Here is a 20522-nt window from a genome sequence, read left to right as displayed (position 1 = left end):
AAGCAGAAGGAAGAAAGCAGCAATGATCAATAACTCATTCCACCTGACTCAGATTATTGCCTCAGTCTGGGGTGATCCGTCTGATATCACCGATGTAGTTTGGCATTCTGGATACCGTAAGCCGGAACGAGAAGCAACAGAAATAGCCCAGCTCACTATCGACATTATGGAAGGGGTGCCCGATGGGGCGCCCTACTCTGCAAGACCGAAAAATTTGAACGATATTCTCATGGCGGAACTGAGCGACATTATTTTCGATGCAACGTGGAGTGATAAGGCAGCTCCGGCGAGTGTGGCGAAGGTGATATTGGAGAACGGGTATCAGAAAGGAGAGGAAAAATGAATCAGTCACCTTACATTAAAACTCAGGAACTGGCAGAACGTTATGGCGTAAAACCACACACTATAAGATTGTGGTGCGGTAATGGGAAGCAACGCCGAGAAGGCTTCCCAAAACCCAAGTTTAAATCCAATCAGCTTAATTTTTTGCGGCAGGATATTCTTGATTGGGAGAACGGGAAACAATTTTAGTCAGTTTATCCCACCAGCGTTCATAGGCTTCTCTCTGCTCATTTAGGTAGGTGTGCTTATCGTACACCTGCCAAATTCCCGGCAGTTTATGACCCAGCATGATTTCGGCGACATGGGGTGACGTTAATTCAGATATCTCAGTACGCATAGTTCTACGTAGATCATGAATTGAAAAAGATTTAAAATTAGGAAAGTGAAGAGACATTTTTTTGTTTAGCATGGTCATTATGCTTGCGTGTCCCCCCACTGGTAAAAATGGATTGCCACTTCCCACAACAAATAAATACTCGCTCCCACCGTTTAATCTCTTGGCTTGCTCAATTAACTCTTTAGCCACAGGGATAATGGGTCTAATGATATTTTTTTTAGATTTCCTTCCTGTCTTGTGGTTTTTAGGGGGAATAATCCAAATATCTTTTTCATAATCAAAGTCGTTCACTTTGGCTTTTAGTAGTTCACCGATGCGACAACCAAATAAAAGGCATAATTTTATTATTAGTGCATTTCGTGGGTTATACCCGGGAGTGTTAATCACCTGAAAGAGAATAGCCAGCTCTTCTTCGTTTAAGATCCGCTCACTTATCTCATTATCGACATCTATATTTTTTCGAACTAAATCACTTCGTTCCACATCGGATAACGGGGTGAAATTGGTTATCCCTCTCCGAACCGCCCATTTATGAGCAGTCTTGGAGTACGTTAATACTCGGGCACCAGTTGTTGGTGCTTGCTTGATAGTCTCTTCAATTAAAGAAAGCCAGACGTGAAGCGTGACTTCATCATGGGGTAATTTGCCAATCTTTGGGAAAATGTAAAGTTCGAAAGAGCGCAAAAGTTCGTCAGCTTTCACCTTCGAACCTTGCATGGTTGCTGTCCACCACTCCCTAATGAGTGTTTCCACAGTGACTGCGTTTAAGGCGGATTCTTTACGAACACGCTTGACTATTTTCGGATTGCGGTGTTGCTCTAATTCCCCACGATAGAAAATCACAGAATCACGCGCATCTTTTAAACCCGTTGCCGGGTATGTACCAATATCGATCCTGTCACCCTTACCATTCCAGCGATATCTAAATTGGAATATGATTTTTCCTTTGGGGGTGACACGAGCAGACAGCCCATCCCTATCTGATTTAGTGATGATTTTTTCTTGGGGTTTACCGTTGGTAGAACGGAGCCATGAATCAGTAATAGCCATATCACTTTCCTCGGAAGATAACACAGCTTTTAATGTAGTTTATGTACACTCATATGTACATTTTTTTCATGACTCCGCATGAATATACGTGATCATTATTGACTAAAGACAAGAAGAAGATAGGGTTAATTGGATTAAAAATCAATAAATTGAAGTAAATACTTTAGCTAAACATGACTACAAATGATAAGAGATGATAGACAAAACATACTTTTCAGGGGAGTATGATAATGAAATATGGGAACTAACCAGAGAAGAGTGGCTTAACCGGCAAATATCACAGCGTTAAAATAAGAGCAGTTAACCCTGCTCTCTTTGCTGAGGAAATTGAGCCTGTAAAAAAGGCAGCAATAATAAACCAATCATGACAGCGCATACAGAGATGGTAATAAACAACCACGTCCAATGATAGTTCTCCAAAATAATCGCAAAAGGATAACCACCAAGTGCCGGACCTGTATAGGCAAAGAGACCAACAAATCCCGTTGCTGCTCCAGCTGAATCTTTATGTGAACATTCTGCTGCTGCCATACCAATCAATAACTGCGGACCAAAAACGAAAAAACCGATAGAAAAAAATCCCAACGATTGAAAAACTAAATCTGTTACAGGCATCAACCATAAAGCAGCTACTGACAAAAAAATACCAATTGAAAATATTAAATTAATAGGACCTCGATTGCCGCCAAATAACTTATCAGAACCCCAGCCGGCAACCAAGGATCCCACAAAGCCTCCAACTTCAAACAGTGATACGACAAAGTTGGCGCTCACTAAATCATAATGATGATATTCTGTCAGATAAAGGTTTCCCCAATCGTTGATAACTGTGCGAACAATGTAAACCAGCACATAGCTACAGGAAAGTAACCAGATATATTTATTCCTGAAAACATAATCTCTTAATATTTCTCTGGTACTTAACCCCTTCCCTTGATTTTCATGTTTTTTTTCCAGAAAATCATTGCGATACTGCCCAATAGTTGGCAACCCCATTGAAGCCGGTTTATCACGTAATCGCCAACATAGTAGAATTCCTCCTAAGATCCCCAGACAACCGGGCACAATAAAACCTTCACGCCAGCTGAAGTGCAAGGTGACAAAACCAACAAAGAGTGCAACTAATGCACTCCCAATGTGATGCGAAGTATTCCACAATGACCACCAAAAACCACGTTCCGAACGCGAATACCAAGTGGTAAGTAATTTAATACATGAAGGAGAGGCCCATCCCTGAAACCAAGCATTCAATATCCATAAACAGGTAAACATGACAACAGAACTGGACAGACCGAAAAAAACATTAATGATACCGGTAGCAATTAGCCCAATACCCATGAAATAACGTGGATTAGAGCGATCAGAGAGAATACCGGAAATAAATTTTGAGCAACCATAAGCAATATAAAATAACGTACCAATCAACCCAATTTCAGCTTTATCAAGACCCAGATCACTGATCAATTCTGGCATTGCGTAATTAAAATTTTTACGGGTGAAATAAAATAACGCATAGCCCACATATAAGCTCAACATTATATGCAGACGCCAGTAACGATATTGCTCCCTAATTTCTACCGTAGACAAATGATTTGGATTAATTAGTTTAGGCTGAGAAAAAACTGTCATGATCATTTCTTAAAGTTTAGGCAAAATGATCGATAAATCCGTACCAGAGCGTGTAGATTCATTTTGCTGTTTCTCACTATGAATTGAAAAATTACCACCGAGGGCCTGTACACGCTCACGCATACCTCGCAAGCCAAATCCCTTCATATGATCTTCAGCTTTACAGCCAATACCATTGTCTTTGATCAATAAACGGACCATTTCCTTAATAGAAAAATGCACTTTAATACAATCAGCCTGAGAATACTTTAATGCATTATTCAATGCTTCCTGACAAAGGCGGTATAATGTAGCTTTCGTTGCATCACTTAACTGTTCAATAACAGCATCGGAATCGATTTCCCAATTAATTTCTACTGATATGCCGTTTGCTTCAAATTCCATATCCCGCAATAACTGCTCAATAGCTTCCTTAAGGCCAAAATCGTCGAGTACTTTAGGCCGTAATCTGCTCAATAACATTTTGGTAGTATCATAAACATTCAGAGATAATGTTTCGATAGTTTTGGCACAATTAATAACCACCGGCGTTGCACCAACACGTTGGATAATATTTGCCTGTGTCCGGATAGCTGTAATATTTTGACCTATTTCATCATGTAATTCGCGGGCAATCTCCCGTCTTACTGATTCCTCTGCTTTTACTAACTGGCGTGACAGACTGTGATTACGAGATAATTCCCTCTTTAGCTGCATATTCAGATCACGCTGACGCTGAACAGCCATTCCAAGGATTATTCCTGTCAGAGTCTGGGTCAGAAGAGATAACAGCAAATCCGTAATTTCCATATCGGAAACACCGCTGCGAGCAGCAATTAACGCAACACTATTCAGTAAAGTGCCAAGCAATGCTCCCTGCCAACCGTAGCGAAAAGCCAATAAAATAATCGGAATAGCAAGGCAGAATGGCGCAAAATAGCGGAGTTCGTTAGGTATCCAGATCTGAAGAAAAATATTTAATACAAATAATAGACTATAAAAAATAACCTGTTTCAGATTGAAACGAATTTGGTGTGCAATAACATTGGCAGTCATGGGTAGCCAGACATTCTGGAATAAATAATGCCAAACTAAGTAACACAAAGGAACCAGCATAACGCCTCCGGTTAAACTCACCAAAAGTGCGATGGTTACAGCCGGATTATGATTGATGACGGATATAACATTAACAATTGAAGTGATTACAATCACAAGGGCCATCACAGAAAGTCTTTGCCACTGATTACCACAATAATAACGACTGGCGGCCCAGACTATGGGAAGGCTGACTATACTGGCTGTTAATACAGTTAGCCACTGAGGCTGCTTCATTAGTAAGGCCAGACCAATCGTAAGCAACCATTCTGTACCATATAGTGTTAGCCAATATTTCTGCGGGATATGTAAAGCAATGCCAAGACGTAGTGCAAATGGAAAAAACAAAATAGCCAGCTCTAAGTCATTGACAAAGTAATAAGCTATCACCCATAAACAGAACCACCAGCAGGAAAACAGTAATCCACCACAAAATGAACTGAGCAAGTATCGATACATTAGAGATCACTAGAGGCAAAATAATTTGCTAGGCCCACGTTATTTGTTACGCCCAATTTACTTATTGCATTAGCCCGATGAACATGAATTGTTTTATGACTCAAACCCAGCTCAGCAGCTACTGCTTTAACATCCATTCCTGTGGCAAGCATTTCCGCGATTTGCCTCTCTCTCTTGGTTAAGTGATCCAAAGAAGCAGGATTATTTTTTGATGATGTCAGTTTTAGCACAATATCCGGCGAGAAGTAAAAACCATTATTCACAACAATACGCACCGCCTGTACCAATTCATCCGGGCTACAGCGTTTGCTTAGATAACCCCGGGCTCCCGCCTTCAGGGCTTTTTCTACCATGGTGGCTGAATCGTGGACGCTCAGCATAATACAACCAATGCCGGAGGGAATATCCTGCAATAGTGATAATCCACTTTCATCAGCCATTGAGATATCAAGAATACAAACCATTGCCCCTGAACCGGGCAGACCATATCTTGCTTCGGCGCATGAACTGAATTCACCAACAACTTCAATATCAGGCTCTAAGCTTAATAATTGGGCAAAGCCAGAACGTACTACCACATGGTCATCGACTAATGCTACTTTAATCATCGTTATTTATTGCCAGATCAGAAAACCCGTATAAATTACTCTCATTAATATAGCTGTGCAATAGACTGGGAACGATACGTTTCACTCAAAAACGCTACTGCGAATAAAACAGTAGCGTCATAACGATTTTTAACAAGCTTTATAGCGCTTTCCTGCTACTACGAATTTTTCTCTCTTCAGCAATAGCAACAAACGTAAGTAATGTAATGCAGATAAATGCAGAAGTATCAAGTGCGACAAAAGTACCTTTCCAGCCTGTTAAACCAAAAATAGGCACTCCATCAGCAATCATTCCCAAACCTAATTTAGCAAAACTATCACCGATTAAATAAGCAAACGTACCTTTAACACCATCTGCAACACTGATCGCTTTTTTCGGTACAAAGCCAACAGCTGACACGCCAATCAGTAATTGTGGGCCAAACACCAGAAATCCGAGTACAAATAGAGAGCCTAAATACATAAACTCGCTGGTTGCATGCTGGTAGAATTCAAGGCTAACAATAATTAGACCCAGTGAGACACAAGCAACAAGAGCGCGACGACCATTTGCTAAATCTGACAAATATCCCCACATCAGCGTCCCGACTAACGCCCCAACCTCAAACATTGTAAAGCCGGAAATAGCAGTTTCTTTTGAATGTCCTAATTCCTGATACGCATATACCGTTGACCACTGGTCAATGCCAATTCGCACGATATAAAGAAAAATATTGGCAAAGCAAAGAAGCCAGATCACTTTGTTTTTCAGAATATACTCAACAAAAATCTCCCGCTTAGTCATTTGATTTTCTTCTGCTGTTATATCCTCTTCGCTGATCGACTCACCAAATAACTCTTCTGCTTTACCCAGACCATAACTTTCAGGCGAATCGCTTCCATAACGTAAACCAATAAAACCAATGATCAGAGCAATTATGGAAGGGAAAATAAACATCCCGATGACATGACCATCAAATAAATAGTGCGCTCCAAACAAAGCAACTCCTGCCGCACCTGCGCCACCCACATTGTGCGACATATTCCAAAGCCCAAGATAGGTACCTCGTTTGCTACGCGGAGTCCATTTGGTAATGGTGGAATAACTTGCCGGCCCACCTATACTTTGGAAAAAACCACTTAGCGCATAAAATGCCACCATCAAAAAAATACTGATCCCAGAGCTGCCCATACTCATACTAAAACCGAGCATGGCCAGGCCAGACAAAATCAACATAAATGGCAAAAATTGTTTGGTATTTTTTCTATCTGCATAATAAGCCACTAACGTTTTGCCTACGCCATAAGTGATAGAGAACCCCAACCCTATCAACCCAAGCTGCGTCATCGACAAACCATAAGTAGAAACCATAAGTAGAAACCATATCGTTCTGGGCAATATTGAAATTCTTGCGCACCAGATACATCGCCATATAGCCAATGAAAACCACCAGATATGACTGCATAAAAGGCTTAAACCACATCTTACGGCGTATATCGACTGGAAGATCCAACGTCGGTTGACGAACTTGTTCCAGAATTTTAATCATATGAAATCCTCAGATAACCACGACAAAGAAAACCTTTTTAATGCAGGTGGAAATCAAAAAGGCGGCTCGCTAAAACGCGAATTTTTTCGTAGGTATTGTTATTACTGAGATTCTAAGAAAGGGGTTAAAAATTGGCTTGAGCTATTGTCTTAGATAAACTAGGAAATTTTCCTAGTTTTGTCTTTATAGGAAGTAAAGCGTGAAAAGAATCACAATCTCTCAGCGAAACAACCTGAGACGATAGATATTTTAATTCCTATCTGGCCAGTGCCATGATGGCTCTTCCAGTATATCCCTACCAATGATATGAGTTTCACCTAGTTGCTTTTCAAGCTGAATAGTCTGACAAAGCGAAGAGTGCTGTAGTGCTGAAATCAATACTGGAGAGTGTGAAACAACCCAAACCTGAGTCTGAGCTGAAACCTTTATAATCAATTTAGCCAATGAAGGTAAAAGTTCTGGATGCAGGCTGGTTTCTGGCTCGTTTAATATCATCATTGATGGTGGACGTGGTGTCAGTAATGCCGCAATCAATAACAAGTAGCGTAGCGTTCCGTCGGATAATTCAGCACCGGAGAGCGCGCGCATTAAACCATACTGACGAAACTGTAATGTAAATAGCCCTTCGTTGGAACGGGTAATTGCCAAAGAAGCTCCCTGAAAAGCATCATTAACCGATTCATCCAGTAATTGTGCATCACCTATTTCGCGGATAGTTTGTAAGGCAGCAGCCAGATCCCGCCCATCATGATGCAATACTGGAGTGCGGGTACCAATCTGAGCTTTTCGGGCAGGAGCATCACTATCTGTCCGGAAATGATCATAGAAACGCCAACCACGAATAAACTCACGCATATGAAAAACTTCCGGAGCCATTAAAGGATCAGAAAGCTGATCAAACATACTGGTGAAACTATTAATATGTTCTGAAGTAATTTGCCATTTTCGCCCATCACGAACCCGGATTATTGCCCCTTTTCGTTCTACCAATACACCAGCCGGATGATAACGCCCTCCTCCCCAAATACATTCCTGTTTAATTTCTGGATCTAGCGCAAAAGCAGAGCTAGACGGGTGAGGCAGACCAAGGGAGATGGAATAACCAAACGAATCTGTCGCAAACCCAAGACGTAACCGTTTTACTTCTTTTCTAACCCCACCCTGTACTGGCATGTGCCCTGCACGTACCGCACCTGAAAAATTTTCCGGCCCGGCCCAAAATGCAGAATCCAGCCCACCTTCCAGCGCTAGAGAATTTACTACACCACCTTGAGCTGTTTCAGATAGCAAACGTAATGCACGATATAAATTAGATTTACCGCTACCGTTTGCGCCTGTAATCACATTAAGAGGAGCAAGAGTAATACGAAGGTCACGAATAGAACGATAATTATTGATAGCTAATGTCGATATCATAAGATCAATATCTTCCTGATTATCATTTTTATTTTTAGCAATCATTAAATCAATAGAAATAATGATATCTGTGGGGATATCATCCTTACCTAAAAGAATATAAATGGCAATCATTTTTAACAGAAAAAAATCCCATACAAGAATCACTCGAAAACATAGTTATCAAGCTAATCATTTCATTACAATATTTATTACTCTAACATTTCTTTATACCACTCTATTTGATCTCTGTTTTTTTCTACATACTTTTTCCACTCTGAGCTTTTTGATTTATTCAGACAAGAAATATCTATTTTTTTACAAATAGAGAAATTATTAGTGGATAAATCAACTAACTTTGTTAATGCAACTATATTAACACCTACTTTATTGGATTCATTCTTATCTCCACTAACCACTCTATTAATCTGAGATATAATAGACTTAGTAACTTGTTCTTTTGCTTTATTTTCTGATATACAACGCTTTAAAAAAGGCTCACCAACAGCAGTTCCGGCAACTTCACAGGCTAAAGTAATTTTTTGTCCTTTACGTAATGTTAACGCATAATCCTGAAAATCATTACTCAGTGTTGCATGTACAGTATCTAAAAACCCTCCAGCACTTAATGCAATGAAGACTTTACCATCAGAAGAGTAATTATTTATACTTTTAATAATTCCGAAAACGATAACTTTCTTATATTTTAAATCATTATTTGCTTTAACTTCATTTTCGGAATACCTTTTGTATAAATCCTTTGCAGTTATATGAATATACCCATAATCATTAGATTTTTTTTTGCCAGAAAAAAACAGTTTAACCTCATTATCAACAAGCGATTTTGCAAATTTAGCATCATTTTCAGTAAAAGGAATAATCCCACTGTTTGCTACAGCAACTTGCCAAAATAACACAGAAACCACCGCAACAACCAATTGTGCTAGTTTTCTAATCATAATCAATAACCTAAATTTCAAACCAACAAAACTTCCACATTTAAGGAGTCCATTACTGATAAATTTAATCCACATTACTCTGAATAATAGTCAATGTAAAATATTACCAGTTATTATCATTAAACAATAACATAACAATATAATTTATCCCTCTTATCCAATGAAGTTAAAATTTTAGAACAGTAATATTGACTATTAACAATCCAAATTACTGATTGAATAATTGATTAATTATCTATTTTTAAGGTTATTTGCAAAACCCCATCATTATTATCAAGACCGTTATAAACAACGATATATTTACTCATGTCTTATTCTCCTATTTATATTATCTCCCATACACTATATTGGCTATTTTGCTTTTTACATATGATTAATTAATGGTCTACCTTAAATTTCATCAAACAATATTTATATCTGAATTCTGGAATAATGAATCCGTCGAAAGTGAACTTCTTCATCCCAAAGTATGCCATCGCTGAGAGACAGAACATCAACATATGTATTTATAAAAATGAGGATTAGGATGAGTAAACAGAACCATCAATATTTAGCTCAAAATACGTTCTATTGGTTTTTCGTGTAAATTCCTTCTGTTAATAATGTAGTTGTCTATGTCACAATGGCGTCTTAAACACAGCCTGAGGGTATTAAGGCCATGCTGTGAGAATAAATTGGATACAACTATGGAAGAAAATATACAACCCACACACCCACCTGAAACTGAAGGCTCGCATCTTCAGCGAAGCCTGACTAACCGACATATACAGCTTATTGCTATCGGGGGCGCTATTGGAACCGGCCTGTTTATGGGGTCAGGTAAAACTATTTCCCTTGCAGGGCCTTCGATCATTTTCGTTTATATGATCATCGGGTTTATGCTGTTTTTCGTGATGCGGGCAATGGGAGAGCTATTGCTTTCTAATTTGCATTATAAATCATTCAGTGACTTTGCAGCTGACCTCTTGGGGCCATGGGCCGGTTTTTTTGTGGGCTGGACTTATTGGTTCTGCTGGGTAATTACCGGTATTGCTGATGTTGTTGCCATCACCTCTTATGTCGGGTATTGGGCACCTGGTTTCCCTGAATGGGCGACCTCTCTTTTATGCGTTTTGATTTTACTGACACTGAATCTTGCAACAGTCAAACTGTTTGGTGAATTGGAATTTTGGTTTGCGATGATCAAAATTGTTGCCATTGTTGCCTTAATTGTGATTGGTGGCGTGTTGATTGGTAGTCATTTCCAGTCTCCCGCTGGGCATATTGCTTCCCTTTCCAATGTCTGGGGCGATGGAGGCATGTTCCCTATGGGGCTGAGCGGATTCTTTGCCGGCTTTCAAATCGCAATATTTGCTTTTGTTGGGATTGAATTAGTCGGGACAGCGGCGGCAGAAACCAAAAACCCGATGAAATCGCTGCCGAAAGCAATTAATGCCATTCCTGTCCGGATTATTACATTCTACGTACTCGCATTGATTGTCATTATGTCAGTTACACCATGGCGTGCAATTGTGGCGGATAAAAGCCCCTTTGTGGAACTGTTTGTTCTGATCGGGTTACCTGCCGCCGCCAGCATTGTGAATTTCGTAGTACTGACTTCTGCTGCATCTTCAGCAAACAGCGGGGTCTTCTCTACCAGCCGGATGTTATTTGGTTTAGCTAAGGAAAGAAATGCACCAAAACAGTTCAGCCAACTTTCCCGGCGTTCAGTTCCTGCATCAGGTTTGATTTTTACCTGTTTATGCCTCTCTTGCGGCGTTATTCTGATCTATTTTATTCCTGATGTAATGCGTGTTTTTACATTGGTAACAACGATATCAGCCATTCTGTTCATGTTTATCTGGAGTATGATTTTGTGCTCCTATCTGGCCTACCGTAAGCATCGTCCTGAACTGCATAAAGCATCTGTTTACAAAATGCCGTTTGGTATCGTGATGTCATGGGTTTGTCTGGCTTTTTTTGCTTTTGTCATAGTCCTGCTGTCTTTACAAGCAGATACCAGACAAGCATTAATTGCAACTCCTGTCTGGTTCATTATTTTAATGATCGGGTATCAGGTTGTGAAAAGGCGCAAAACCCACCGCTGATAAGAGAAGAATGATAAAAATCTATGCATAATAGAATGGCCCGGAATCCGGGCCATTTTTATGGGTTCTATTGAGAATCCGCCATTTTTGTTCCCTGATGGAATCTGAGTTGCCATACACCCGATGCTGATAACTGCCAGGTTGATGAACGCAATGCTTCGTTATATGACTGCCCTTGTTTATTTACTTCATAAGATTTATAGGTAAGCAGCACAATATTTTTATCCAAAATCTGCATATTAAAATCTTCTGAAAAATTTGAGAAATAATATTTATTTCTTCCTTTAAAGATTCCACCACAATTTTCTTCGTATAAATATAACCAGACTTCCCTATTTCCAGAAAATCATCATGTAGGATGCGATTTAACCATTCAATATCATATCTTTTTTCTCCATGCATGCTGATTTCAAAGCTTTTTATTATTGCAAGTATGGCTGAATTTTCCTGATCCATTGATATCCTTAAATTCTAGTAATTAAGGAAAGACAGTATTATTTATTTTTTAAACATTATATTTACATTTAATGTTTTATCGGGTATTTATTGTAAAGTCAAATTCAGGAGAGGAATATATGAAAACTAAAATCAGATCTGCTGAAACTGAAGATGCTGAGCATTTTCAACGAATTTATGGCCATCACGATGTTTATATCTATACATTACAACGCCCATGCCCATCTCTTGAAATGTGGCGCGAGCGTCTTAAAAATAATAGAACTCAAGGGGTATTCGACTTCGTGGCAGAAATAGACCGTAAAGTTGTTGGTACTCTGGGATTATATAGTTACCCTAACCCAAGGCGAAAACATGTTATCAGCCTCAGTATTGGTATTGATCCCGATTACTCAGGCCGAGGTATCGGCTCAGAAATGATGGAGTTTGCCATTGACTATGTTTTCAATTGGCTTGGTTGCATTAGGATTGATCTGGAAGTCTTCACCGATAATGAAAAGGCAATAGCTCTTTATACTAAGTTTGGTTTTGAAATGGAAGGTATTCAACGTAAAGCAGCCCTTAAACAGGGGCGGTATTGTAATGTTATGGATATGTCTCTAATAAATGAACAGGGTTTATAAAATTTCATTAGAACTAGAATAGCTATTTTCTTTAAAAAAGATTTTATTTTCTATATGTCTGGCCAGATAATCTATCAGCCAGACATGAGCTATATTAAAACCCTCGTTGCAATATTTTGCACTCATATTCCTGTGAATTTAATTGGCTCTGCAACTGCTTTATAAGTGTATCCTGATGATTAAAATCACTATAAATTAATAAATCAAGTGCTACATAGCTATATTTTGGCCACGTATGAATAGTAAAATGTGATCCTTCCAATATCATTGCCCCACTGATACCACGTGATTCCGATTGATGAAAATGGTAATTAATCACATCAAATTCACACTTACGAGAAATATCAACCATCATATTCTCAATAGTTGATATACATTTCAATTTGTCACTTTCACAGTTTTTCATTTCTATGATGATATGAGTGCCAAACTGTCTTGTTTCTGGAGGCAAATGGATTTTTTCTTGCCCCTGATATTGAAATTTGGTTCCGCTACACTTGTTACAACCTGTTTCTATCAGCTGCTCTATAGTTAATATGTCTTTTCCATATCCAATCGTAAGCCGATTGTTGCACGATTTACATTGATAAAATTTTATACGTGGATTAATTTCTCCGGTATATATTTTATTTGAATAATCAACATTACCTGAAATGATTGGATATGTATTTTTTGTGACAGAAAGAATATATAAGTCACTGACGTTACCTATAATACTCCCACCATAATATTTATTAAATTGTGGATAGATACTTTTGATAAAAAGATTCTGATCGCTAAAAAGTTTTTGAGCTTCCTGATTTTCTTTAGGCTTCTTTTGTCCAAATGATAATAATATCTCACTCCCTTCATTTTTAGAGAAGCTAATCGCCCTTGACAAAAATAGCTTTAATCCACTAAGAGTATAGGGTGGATCTGTTAAAATCACATCAAATATTCGGGCGTATCTATTTGGTTCTTTCAGATTTAAATGCTCAGTATTAATCGTAAAATTATTTTTCGCTGATACATACCCAATAAATTTCAACAGATCTTCATCAAGATCTTTAACATGAATATTTTTATTATCATGATGGCCCAGTTTTTTGAATGCCATCATTAAAGCTATAGATGTTAAATCATCATCACCTAAAAAAAGAATCTTTTGCTTAAATATTATCGGGTTTTTGAGTAGCAGCATTACCCTGCGTACCGATGTATCCAAAGTAGCATGAGCCTGATCCAACAATACATTAACGCGAGGTCGGCTATCATATATAGGAACCAATAAACTAGCTAAATCATCTTTAAATCTTTCACACTCCTCTTCTGAGGAAAGTGAATTATATAATTCAGAATCAACAAGCTTATAATTAAGTTCATTCTGAATATATTGAACACCCTCTAGCTTGAGTTTAAATACCCCTTTATTTTCCGCAAAATTTAATTTTATCAGTTCTTTTTTAAATGCGGATACGAGAGGAATAGGCAACCCTATTTTTAATGATAGTTCTTTATTTGATACGCAATCATCTAAATATAAATAAGAAAGTAATTTTTCCAGTACTTCAATAGGTTGTTCTAACTTCATATTATTCTTTATAGTACAGAGTATATTCATTTTAATCTCTTATATGACGTTCAGTCCTTCATATCAACAATATAATAAAAATGATTACCTATTAATTTACTTACCAGCAACATCAATATTATAATTTGCAAGCAATCTATGTTAAATAATTTAACTTTGCAATAGGAATATTTACCCAAAATGGATAAAAACACTTCTGTTAAGTGATTACAACTCAATAGTATAATCACTTTATTTAAAATAAAAAATATTATCTTTATTAAAAACAGTGAAAATGACATTTATTACGAATAAAATAGATTAATTACAGATTTAAATATTGAAAAAAAACAACAAATAAGCATAAGTTATTTATAACATGACCAACCTATATCTATAAACATTAGTTATATCTTTAATTAAAACAATCACATTTTACCTCTCTAAATTACACTATCATTATGTATGGCTATGAAAGCCATCTGAACCTCAGTCGTTACATTTCTGAGTCGAATGTATGCTAGCAACTGTTGTCGCATAGCAATTCAAACAGAAGACTACAAGCCTAAGTCAACCAGCATATATAAATTTGATATATTGTTTGGGATAGTTCCAGTCTGAGCCACTGCCAGAAATACACGAATATCATCCCAAATAAGTGATTGCATATTATGACTTCCATTTTGGGAAAATTATTTTCTATTTATATCTAAATATCTTTTTTTTCGACTATGTCACAATCATTATGATAAAAAAACAAGCAGTTTGATTTCATGAAAATTTGATCGAGTCAATAATATGCTTATACGAAATACACCACAATTAGCGATTGTCCTGACATTAATTGCAGCATTTAGCTGATTTTTATATGGAGATTGCGGGTTCTGTTGTTGCTTATCTCTTCTGGAACATGGCAATTGCTATTCGTGGCGCAGGTAAAACAGCAATATTTTTTAATTTTGTCCCTGTTTTTGCATTAGCAATACAAGCTATTGTAGGCGACTGCCCCAGTCTAACCCAACTTACCGGTAGTGCACTCACTATTATTGGTGTACTGATTGGGCAGGGTATTAGTAAGATATCAGGGAAAAATTCACAATAAAATTCACTGTGAAGCTCGTATTATGCAAGGTACAACTTTATAAAAATGTGGATATCCGATGCTAACGCTATTATGGACATATGTGACCTATCACTGAACACCGGAATCCAATCTCTGCCCAGTTAATTTTAATTCAGGCATTGTGATTGAACCACCGGAAACAAATTACGGGGCGAATAATGCAAGAATATCCTGAATTATGGATTGACCTTATGTACTACCTGAGAAATGCCTGGCCACAGATATCTGGTGCATTGCTGGCTATCATGATCTGTTATGGGCGGCTGATTTATGATGGTGTGGAACGAAGAAACCGCTGGGCTGAGCCTCTTCTCTGTGGAGCACTTTCATGGGGATTTTCCAGCGGGCTAGAGTTGATTGGTATTCCTGTCAGCGTATCACCTGCTCTTGGCGGAGCAGTGGGTTTTCTTGGTGTGGAGAAATTACGCGAATTTGTGATACGCGCTATTGAGCAACGCCTGGAGGAAAAGGCTCATAAGTAGCGAACATCTAAAAACTTTCCATCGCCGCCTAACCGAGTAAGATACACACAGAACACATTTTTGTAAGGTAACGCCATCATGATCCTACCTCGTTCTGCTTTGAAAAAAGACAAATTGGCGACCGAGTATCAGCGGCAGAAAATAGATAAATTAAGCACCCCACTCCTTTTGCTTGATAAATATGTCAACTTGTCGGCACCCACGGAGGCGGTTGACTGTGCGGTGCTCCGCATTGTTTCTCCTAAAGGGGGATACCCACCGTTCCCCACGGAGGTGATGGTTCGCGTCATTATCCTGAAACATTTCCATCACCTTTACGATGAAAAGATGTAATATCAATTAATTGACTGAATAAGCTGGCAACGATTTTGTCGTTTGACTGAAGCCATTAATATTCTGGGCTGCAACACAATTTGGTGTTTTGAAAAACGGCTCGGACAGGAAGGGGCCAATGCCTTGTTTGAAGAAACCAAACATCAACTCTTCTCCGCACAGGGATTCATTCCCCGTGGCGGTCAAATCATCGATGCCACGTTGATACCGGTTCCTAAACAACATAATAAGAAAGAAAAAGAAGAGAATGAACCGATCCGTTAGGGTAAAACCCCGGATAACTGGACGAAAAACAAACGACACCAGAAAGAGACAGGTGCTACCTGGACAAAAAACACGGAAAAAGTTATTTTGGCTACAAACTCACGCTTAATGTCGATGCAAAGTACAAAGTCATTCGTCAGAGCGCCATAGGAACCGCCTCTGTCCATGACAGCCATATTTTGAAGCCGTTTTGGACAGGCCAATACGAGTCGGGATATTTATGCTGACAAGGAGTATGCCAGCCATCAGCGTGAGCAGGTGCTGAAGGAACAAGACTATCTGAAGTGGTCAATGGCGTGCCAATCTCAGGATGACCTTAATGGCAACCTGCTATGATTTACAGTGTTTGGTTTATTTTGGAAAATCGGAGATTCATGCCTTTTAATCTTTAAAAAAGTCAGAAAGAATCACACTCAATAAGGTCAACTTTATTACAGTTGGGGACAAAATTGACCTTATTTTTTCATGGGCGAGTTTTTAGAGGTTCCCTATAGTTATATCTTGATTAGGGCTTTCGCCACCAAAGCGATCAACAATAACTAACATGCAATCATTTTGTTTTAAACTAACATCAAGAACTCCAATATTATAATCTCTTTGAGGTAATCTGGTTTTTTAAGTAACTTATCTTTAGATATAATCATTAGTTATACTCCCAAAGATAGAGTATTATTCCTATTTATAAATTTAAATAATAATACTTATGAATTATATTGATTTAGACTATAATTCAACCGTATCTAGATATCCTTCCCAGCTTTGCGAATATTTTCTTTGATTAACTAAATAATTAATGTAAAAAGATGTTGGATTATCAGTATAGTCTATACCAAAACCTTTTAAAATGGAGCTATCAATAGTAAATGTAATTGGAGTCACATTTTTTACTTGTTGAGAATTACCTATTGTCGTAACAAGAGGCTGTAAAATTCCATCTGAATCATAGGTAATAATTGTTAAAATACAAGTAACCATATCATTTATTTGAGGTGAATTCCTAGTACCAACGGGAATAACACAAGTTATTCCCGTTCCAAGATTATCTATACCAAAAGTAAAAAATTGATCAACTGGATTTCCTAAATAATTGTTAATTATGGGTATTCTAAGATTTCCGTTTGGTGGAACATAGGTATTAGAATCCCCACCCACTCTAAAAATTAAATTTTTTGATCTAAAAATATCTTGTCTGGCAGTAAAAACATAGTAATATAATATATTTAATTGAAAAGGAGTGAATATTTTATAAGGAACATTAAATTTTTTATTTTCAGTATACATATCAGATATGCATACTGTAGGTGTTTTAATATCTATATCACTCATAATATAAATAGTATCTAATATATTTAGTTGAGCTGATTGAGGTAGTGTAACTTCAAAAAATAAATCGTTTTTATTTGAAGGGGGAGGTACCTCGTCTCCACTTATATTAGTAATTGAAGGATTATCTAAATTATCCGAAGGTATTATATTTTTTGTAAAAAATAATGCATTTTTTTGTGAAGGAAAATTACCATCATACATCGTATTAGAAATAATCACTTCTGCAGCATATGTATCGGTTAGACTTTGCGCATAAAAATTGATATCGAGGTTTCCAGAACTATCAGTATTAACATAATACATATTATTATTGAACGGAAAAATTTCTGTGGTACCGTTATACAAACGAGTATATTGTATACCTTCTACATGTAATGGAATTTGACAATAGGGTAACAATTTATTAGTGCTAGTTCTTGGATATATTACTATATTTAATTTTGGATGATCTTTATCTGGATTTTGTGGATATTTTACTGGATTAAGATCATTAACAACAGTGCTCCCTATAGCTAAAGGCTCTAATGAACTTATATCTATGCTACCATCTACTAATGAATATTGTTTATAGGTAACATTTTTAACAGAGGATCCCGTAATAGTAGTTGAAAACTTTAATTTTATATCAGATGCGTCTGCGCAATTTTTTATTTCAATAATAAAAGGAACTACCATCTTATTATTAGTATCATCAATATTTATTTTTCTATTAGTATCTTCGTAAGTTTTTATCGATATATTTGCATTTCGTGGATTATTTTCAAGTATAATATTACTGGTTTTAAGTACTTTATGTGAAGAATCTCCGGTATAAGTGGCTATTATAATAAGATTTGACCCTTGAAAAACATCAGCACCTTTAAAATCAATAGATAAATTATCAGCCATAATATTATTCCTTAGATTTTAATAAGCAACAATTATTATTTGAATTAATTTATATATAAACAATAAAAAACTTTTATTATTTACATGCTTTATAAAGGGTCTTATTATAAAAATAAATAATAATTTTCATTAAAGCTCTAATAAAAATTATTATTTATACAACTGTTAAAATATATTTAATATTTCCACAATCATATAAATAAGCTTTCATAATAACGATACACTCATTTTTATCACCCCCGGCTGTAACCCTAATGAAAAGGTAGTCATAAATTCTTCAACGCACGCTAAGAGTTGCCACATATACCGACAGCAATGATTCCGTGTGACGGTTTCATGCAAAGATTGCCACAGACGTTCAATCTTATTTAGCCTTGGCGAATAAACCGGTAAAAATAACAGGTTAAATTTAGGATGTTGTTTTAGCCATTCCCTGACTTTCTGGCTTTTGTAAATACCATAATTATCCAAAATTAATATGAGACTTTTGGCTTGGCGATACTGACGATTAGTTTTATCTAACATATTGATAAATAGATCAGAGTTTTTCTTTATACCACAGACATAGGTCACTTGACCTATTCGTTCCTCAAGGCAACCTGCAAGGTAGTGCTTTTGATTTTTCCCCAGCACCATCACGCGTTTTTGTTGTCCTTTTAGACAGTGAAAAACCGTTTATATGAGTGATAAGTTTAATACTCCAACGTGAACACAAACAGCCAAAATCTTGTGGGGAGTGTGATAATAAGAATGACAGCAAGCTAAAAATCGGAGCTGAATTCCATCGAGCAGGCCTTCCTCTTGGTAAGCTTTTTAACCCTTCCAACCCATATAATATTAACCAATTTATCCAACGATGGACGGAAGAACGTGAGTAATGAAGGCTCCTAACGATATGAGAAACGGTCTGACCTTCATGTAACATTAAGAGTGCCATGAGTCGGCGGGCGTCCCCCTTTAGGAGAAACAATGCGGGGCATCGCACAGTCAACCACCTCCGTGAGTGCCGACAAATTGACATATTTATCAAGCAAAAATAGTGGGTTGCCTAATTCATCTATTTTCTGCCGATGATACTCGACCGCCAACTTGTCTTTTTTCAAAGCAGAGCGAGGTAGGATCATGATGGCATTACCTTACAAAAATGTATTCTGTGTGTATCTTACTCGGTTAGGCGGCGATGAAAAGTTTTTAGAGGTTCCCCATAGTCAAATATATAAAGATCTATATCTTTGTAGAGCTATTAAATAGCAGATCTGATAATAAATATTATATTCAAAATCCTCTAAAAACATTTCATCAAATAACTGTGATTTAATGATATGGCGTAATGTCATTAATACCTGTTAGATTCTCCAGCATACCAACCTCGGAAAGAGATTGGATATAAATATCATCGTATTCTGCACACAGAAAACCGATGAATGATTTTATTCAAACATTAAATAAAAGAGAGGTAATCCATGGCTAATTATTTAATCCGCGTTGAAATCTATGGTGCAGGCCCAAGAGAAATTAGTGCTCTTAACGAATCACTTAAAACAATTAATTTTAATAACATAGTAGTATTTTCAAATGGCAATGTTATGGCCTTACCTGCCGGCACTTATGTTGGTTACTCATTAAATACTGCTGCTGAAATAAGAGATCGAGTTTATAAATTAGCATCTCCACTTTCAGCAAGAAATCCGTCAATATTTGTTTGCCAATATAATGAATGGTCTGCATATCTTTATCCTGCATCCATCAATGCATCTGCATCTGAATCCTAATTAAAAATTAGGTAATTGAATTCTCCAGTCAACCGATTGGCTGGAGAATCGTGTTATTGAAGAAAATTTGATATTTTTCATATTCACTATCACCTATCTCGTTATATACAGTAGAAAAAGCACTAAAAAATAAAAATCAAATCCTCCCATTAAAAACATCCCCTGTAAAAACAATTAATTGAAAATAACAACTCATCTCATTCATCATTAAAGATAAGATACATTAATATAATTTTT

16 protein-coding genes and 3 pseudogenes are annotated in these 20522 nt (G+C 37.1%); 7 read left to right on the top strand and 12 right to left on the bottom strand.

Annotation, left to right across the window (positions count from 1 at the left end; all coding sequences use genetic code 11):
* The coding region (locus tag Xsto_RS16745; protein WP_244590431.1) for a hypothetical protein at positions 1-343 on the top strand (343 nt) is incomplete at its 5' end.
* A gap of 135 nt (positions 344-478) precedes the next feature.
* Here Xsto_RS16745 and Xsto_RS16735 read toward each other — a convergent pair.
* The 7 genes and pseudogenes from Xsto_RS16735 to Xsto_RS16705 all read right to left on the bottom strand — a co-directional run bounded on the left by Xsto_RS16735 (position 479) and on the right by Xsto_RS16705 (position 9382).
* The gene (locus tag Xsto_RS16735) at positions 479-1729 is read right to left on the bottom strand and encodes a tyrosine-type recombinase/integrase (RefSeq protein ID WP_099125816.1); all 1251 of its coding nucleotides are present in this window, start codon (positions 1727-1729) and stop codon (positions 479-481) included.
* 300 nt (positions 1730-2029) lie between these two features.
* Entirely contained in the window at positions 2030-3358 is a 1329-nt protein-coding gene (uhpC, locus tag Xsto_RS16730; protein ID WP_099125815.1) for an MFS transporter, read from the bottom strand.
* Between the two features lie 9 nt (positions 3359-3367).
* Entirely contained in the window at positions 3368-4891 is a 1524-nt protein-coding gene (uhpB, locus tag Xsto_RS16725; protein ID WP_099125814.1) for a signal transduction histidine-protein kinase/phosphatase UhpB, read from the bottom strand.
* Positions 4891-5499, bottom strand: a complete 609-nt coding sequence (uhpA, locus tag Xsto_RS16720) for a response regulator transcription factor UhpA (protein ID WP_099108222.1) — start codon at positions 5497-5499, stop codon at positions 4891-4893. The genes uhpB and uhpA overlap by 1 nt, the downstream gene beginning before the upstream one ends.
* Before the next feature lie 139 nt (positions 5500-5638).
* A pseudogene (gene uhpT / locus Xsto_RS16715) lies at positions 5639-7028 on the bottom strand (hexose-6-phosphate:phosphate antiporter).
* A gap of 249 nt (positions 7029-7277) precedes the next feature.
* Positions 7278-8558 carry an AAA family ATPase gene (locus Xsto_RS16710; protein ID WP_244590430.1) on the bottom strand — a complete coding sequence of 427 codons (1281 nt, stop codon included), beginning with the start codon at positions 8556-8558 and terminating at the stop codon, positions 7278-7280.
* A gap of 77 nt (positions 8559-8635) precedes the next feature.
* The gene (locus Xsto_RS16705; RefSeq protein ID WP_169926666.1) at positions 8636-9382 is read right to left on the bottom strand and encodes an OB-fold protein; all 747 of its coding nucleotides are present in this window, start codon (positions 9380-9382) and stop codon (positions 8636-8638) included.
* Positions 9383-10068: 686 nt separating this feature from the next.
* Between Xsto_RS16705 and cycA the strand changes: the two genes are divergently transcribed.
* Positions 10069-11469 (top strand): D-serine/D-alanine/glycine transporter, encoded by a 1401-nt coding sequence (gene cycA / locus Xsto_RS16700; protein WP_099125812.1) that lies wholly within the window; start codon positions 10069-10071, stop codon positions 11467-11469.
* A 183-nt stretch (positions 11470-11652) separates the two neighbouring features.
* On the opposite strand, the gene Xsto_RS16695 is transcribed toward cycA, so the two are convergent.
* Positions 11653-11925 (bottom strand): nuclear transport factor 2 family protein, encoded by a 273-nt coding sequence (locus Xsto_RS16695; protein WP_099125811.1) that lies wholly within the window; start codon positions 11923-11925, stop codon positions 11653-11655.
* A 119-nt stretch (positions 11926-12044) separates the two neighbouring features.
* On the opposite strand from Xsto_RS16695, the gene Xsto_RS16690 reads away from it, so the two are divergent.
* The gene (locus Xsto_RS16690) at positions 12045-12548 is read left to right on the top strand and encodes a GNAT family N-acetyltransferase (protein WP_099125810.1); all 504 of its coding nucleotides are present in this window, start codon (positions 12045-12047) and stop codon (positions 12546-12548) included.
* A gap of 94 nt (positions 12549-12642) precedes the next feature.
* On the opposite strand, the gene speD is transcribed toward Xsto_RS16690, so the two are convergent.
* Positions 12643-14118, bottom strand: coding sequence for an adenosylmethionine decarboxylase (speD, locus tag Xsto_RS16685; RefSeq protein WP_244590429.1), 1476 nt, complete (start codon positions 14116-14118; stop codon positions 12643-12645).
* Between the two features lie 847 nt (positions 14119-14965).
* Here speD and Xsto_RS16680 point away from each other — a divergent pair.
* From Xsto_RS16680 to Xsto_RS16670, 3 genes and pseudogenes are all read left to right on the top strand, one after another.
* The gene (locus tag Xsto_RS16680; protein ID WP_099125808.1) at positions 14966-15199 is read left to right on the top strand and encodes an EamA family transporter; all 234 of its coding nucleotides are present in this window, start codon (positions 14966-14968) and stop codon (positions 15197-15199) included.
* Positions 15200-15378: 179 nt separating this feature from the next.
* A complete protein-coding gene (locus tag Xsto_RS16675) occupies positions 15379-15702 on the top strand; it encodes a phage holin, lambda family (protein WP_099125807.1) in 324 nt (107 codons plus the stop codon).
* An 81-nt stretch (positions 15703-15783) separates the two neighbouring features.
* A pseudogene (locus Xsto_RS16670) lies at positions 15784-16684 on the top strand (transposase).
* Between the two features lie 338 nt (positions 16685-17022).
* On the opposite strand, the gene Xsto_RS16665 reads toward Xsto_RS16670, so the two are convergent.
* The 3 genes and pseudogenes from Xsto_RS16665 to Xsto_RS16655 form a co-directional block, all read right to left on the bottom strand.
* Positions 17023-18513, bottom strand: a complete 1491-nt coding sequence (locus Xsto_RS16665) for a hypothetical protein (RefSeq protein ID WP_099125806.1) — start codon at positions 18511-18513, stop codon at positions 17023-17025.
* Positions 18514-18720: 207 nt separating this feature from the next.
* Positions 18721-19471, bottom strand: a pseudogene (locus tag Xsto_RS16660) (IS630 family transposase); the annotation flags it as partial.
* Positions 19428-19637: a hypothetical protein gene (locus tag Xsto_RS16655; protein WP_211284338.1), complete on the bottom strand. Its 210-nt coding sequence runs from the start codon at positions 19635-19637 to the stop codon at positions 19428-19430. The pseudogene Xsto_RS16660 and the gene Xsto_RS16655, both read right to left, overlap by 44 nt.
* Positions 19638-19976: 339 nt before the next feature.
* Here Xsto_RS16655 and ghoS point away from each other — a divergent pair, with 339 nt between their 5' ends.
* Positions 19977-20285, top strand: coding sequence for a type V toxin-antitoxin system endoribonuclease antitoxin GhoS (gene ghoS / locus Xsto_RS16650; RefSeq protein ID WP_099108231.1), 309 nt, complete (start codon positions 19977-19979; stop codon positions 20283-20285).
* Positions 20286-20522 lie beyond the last annotated feature (237 nt).

Source organism: Xenorhabdus stockiae (assembly GCF_002632825.1).
Taxonomy (GTDB): domain Bacteria; phylum Pseudomonadota; class Gammaproteobacteria; order Enterobacterales; family Enterobacteriaceae; genus Xenorhabdus; species Xenorhabdus stockiae.
This window is presented reverse-complemented; position numbering and strand designations above follow the sequence as displayed.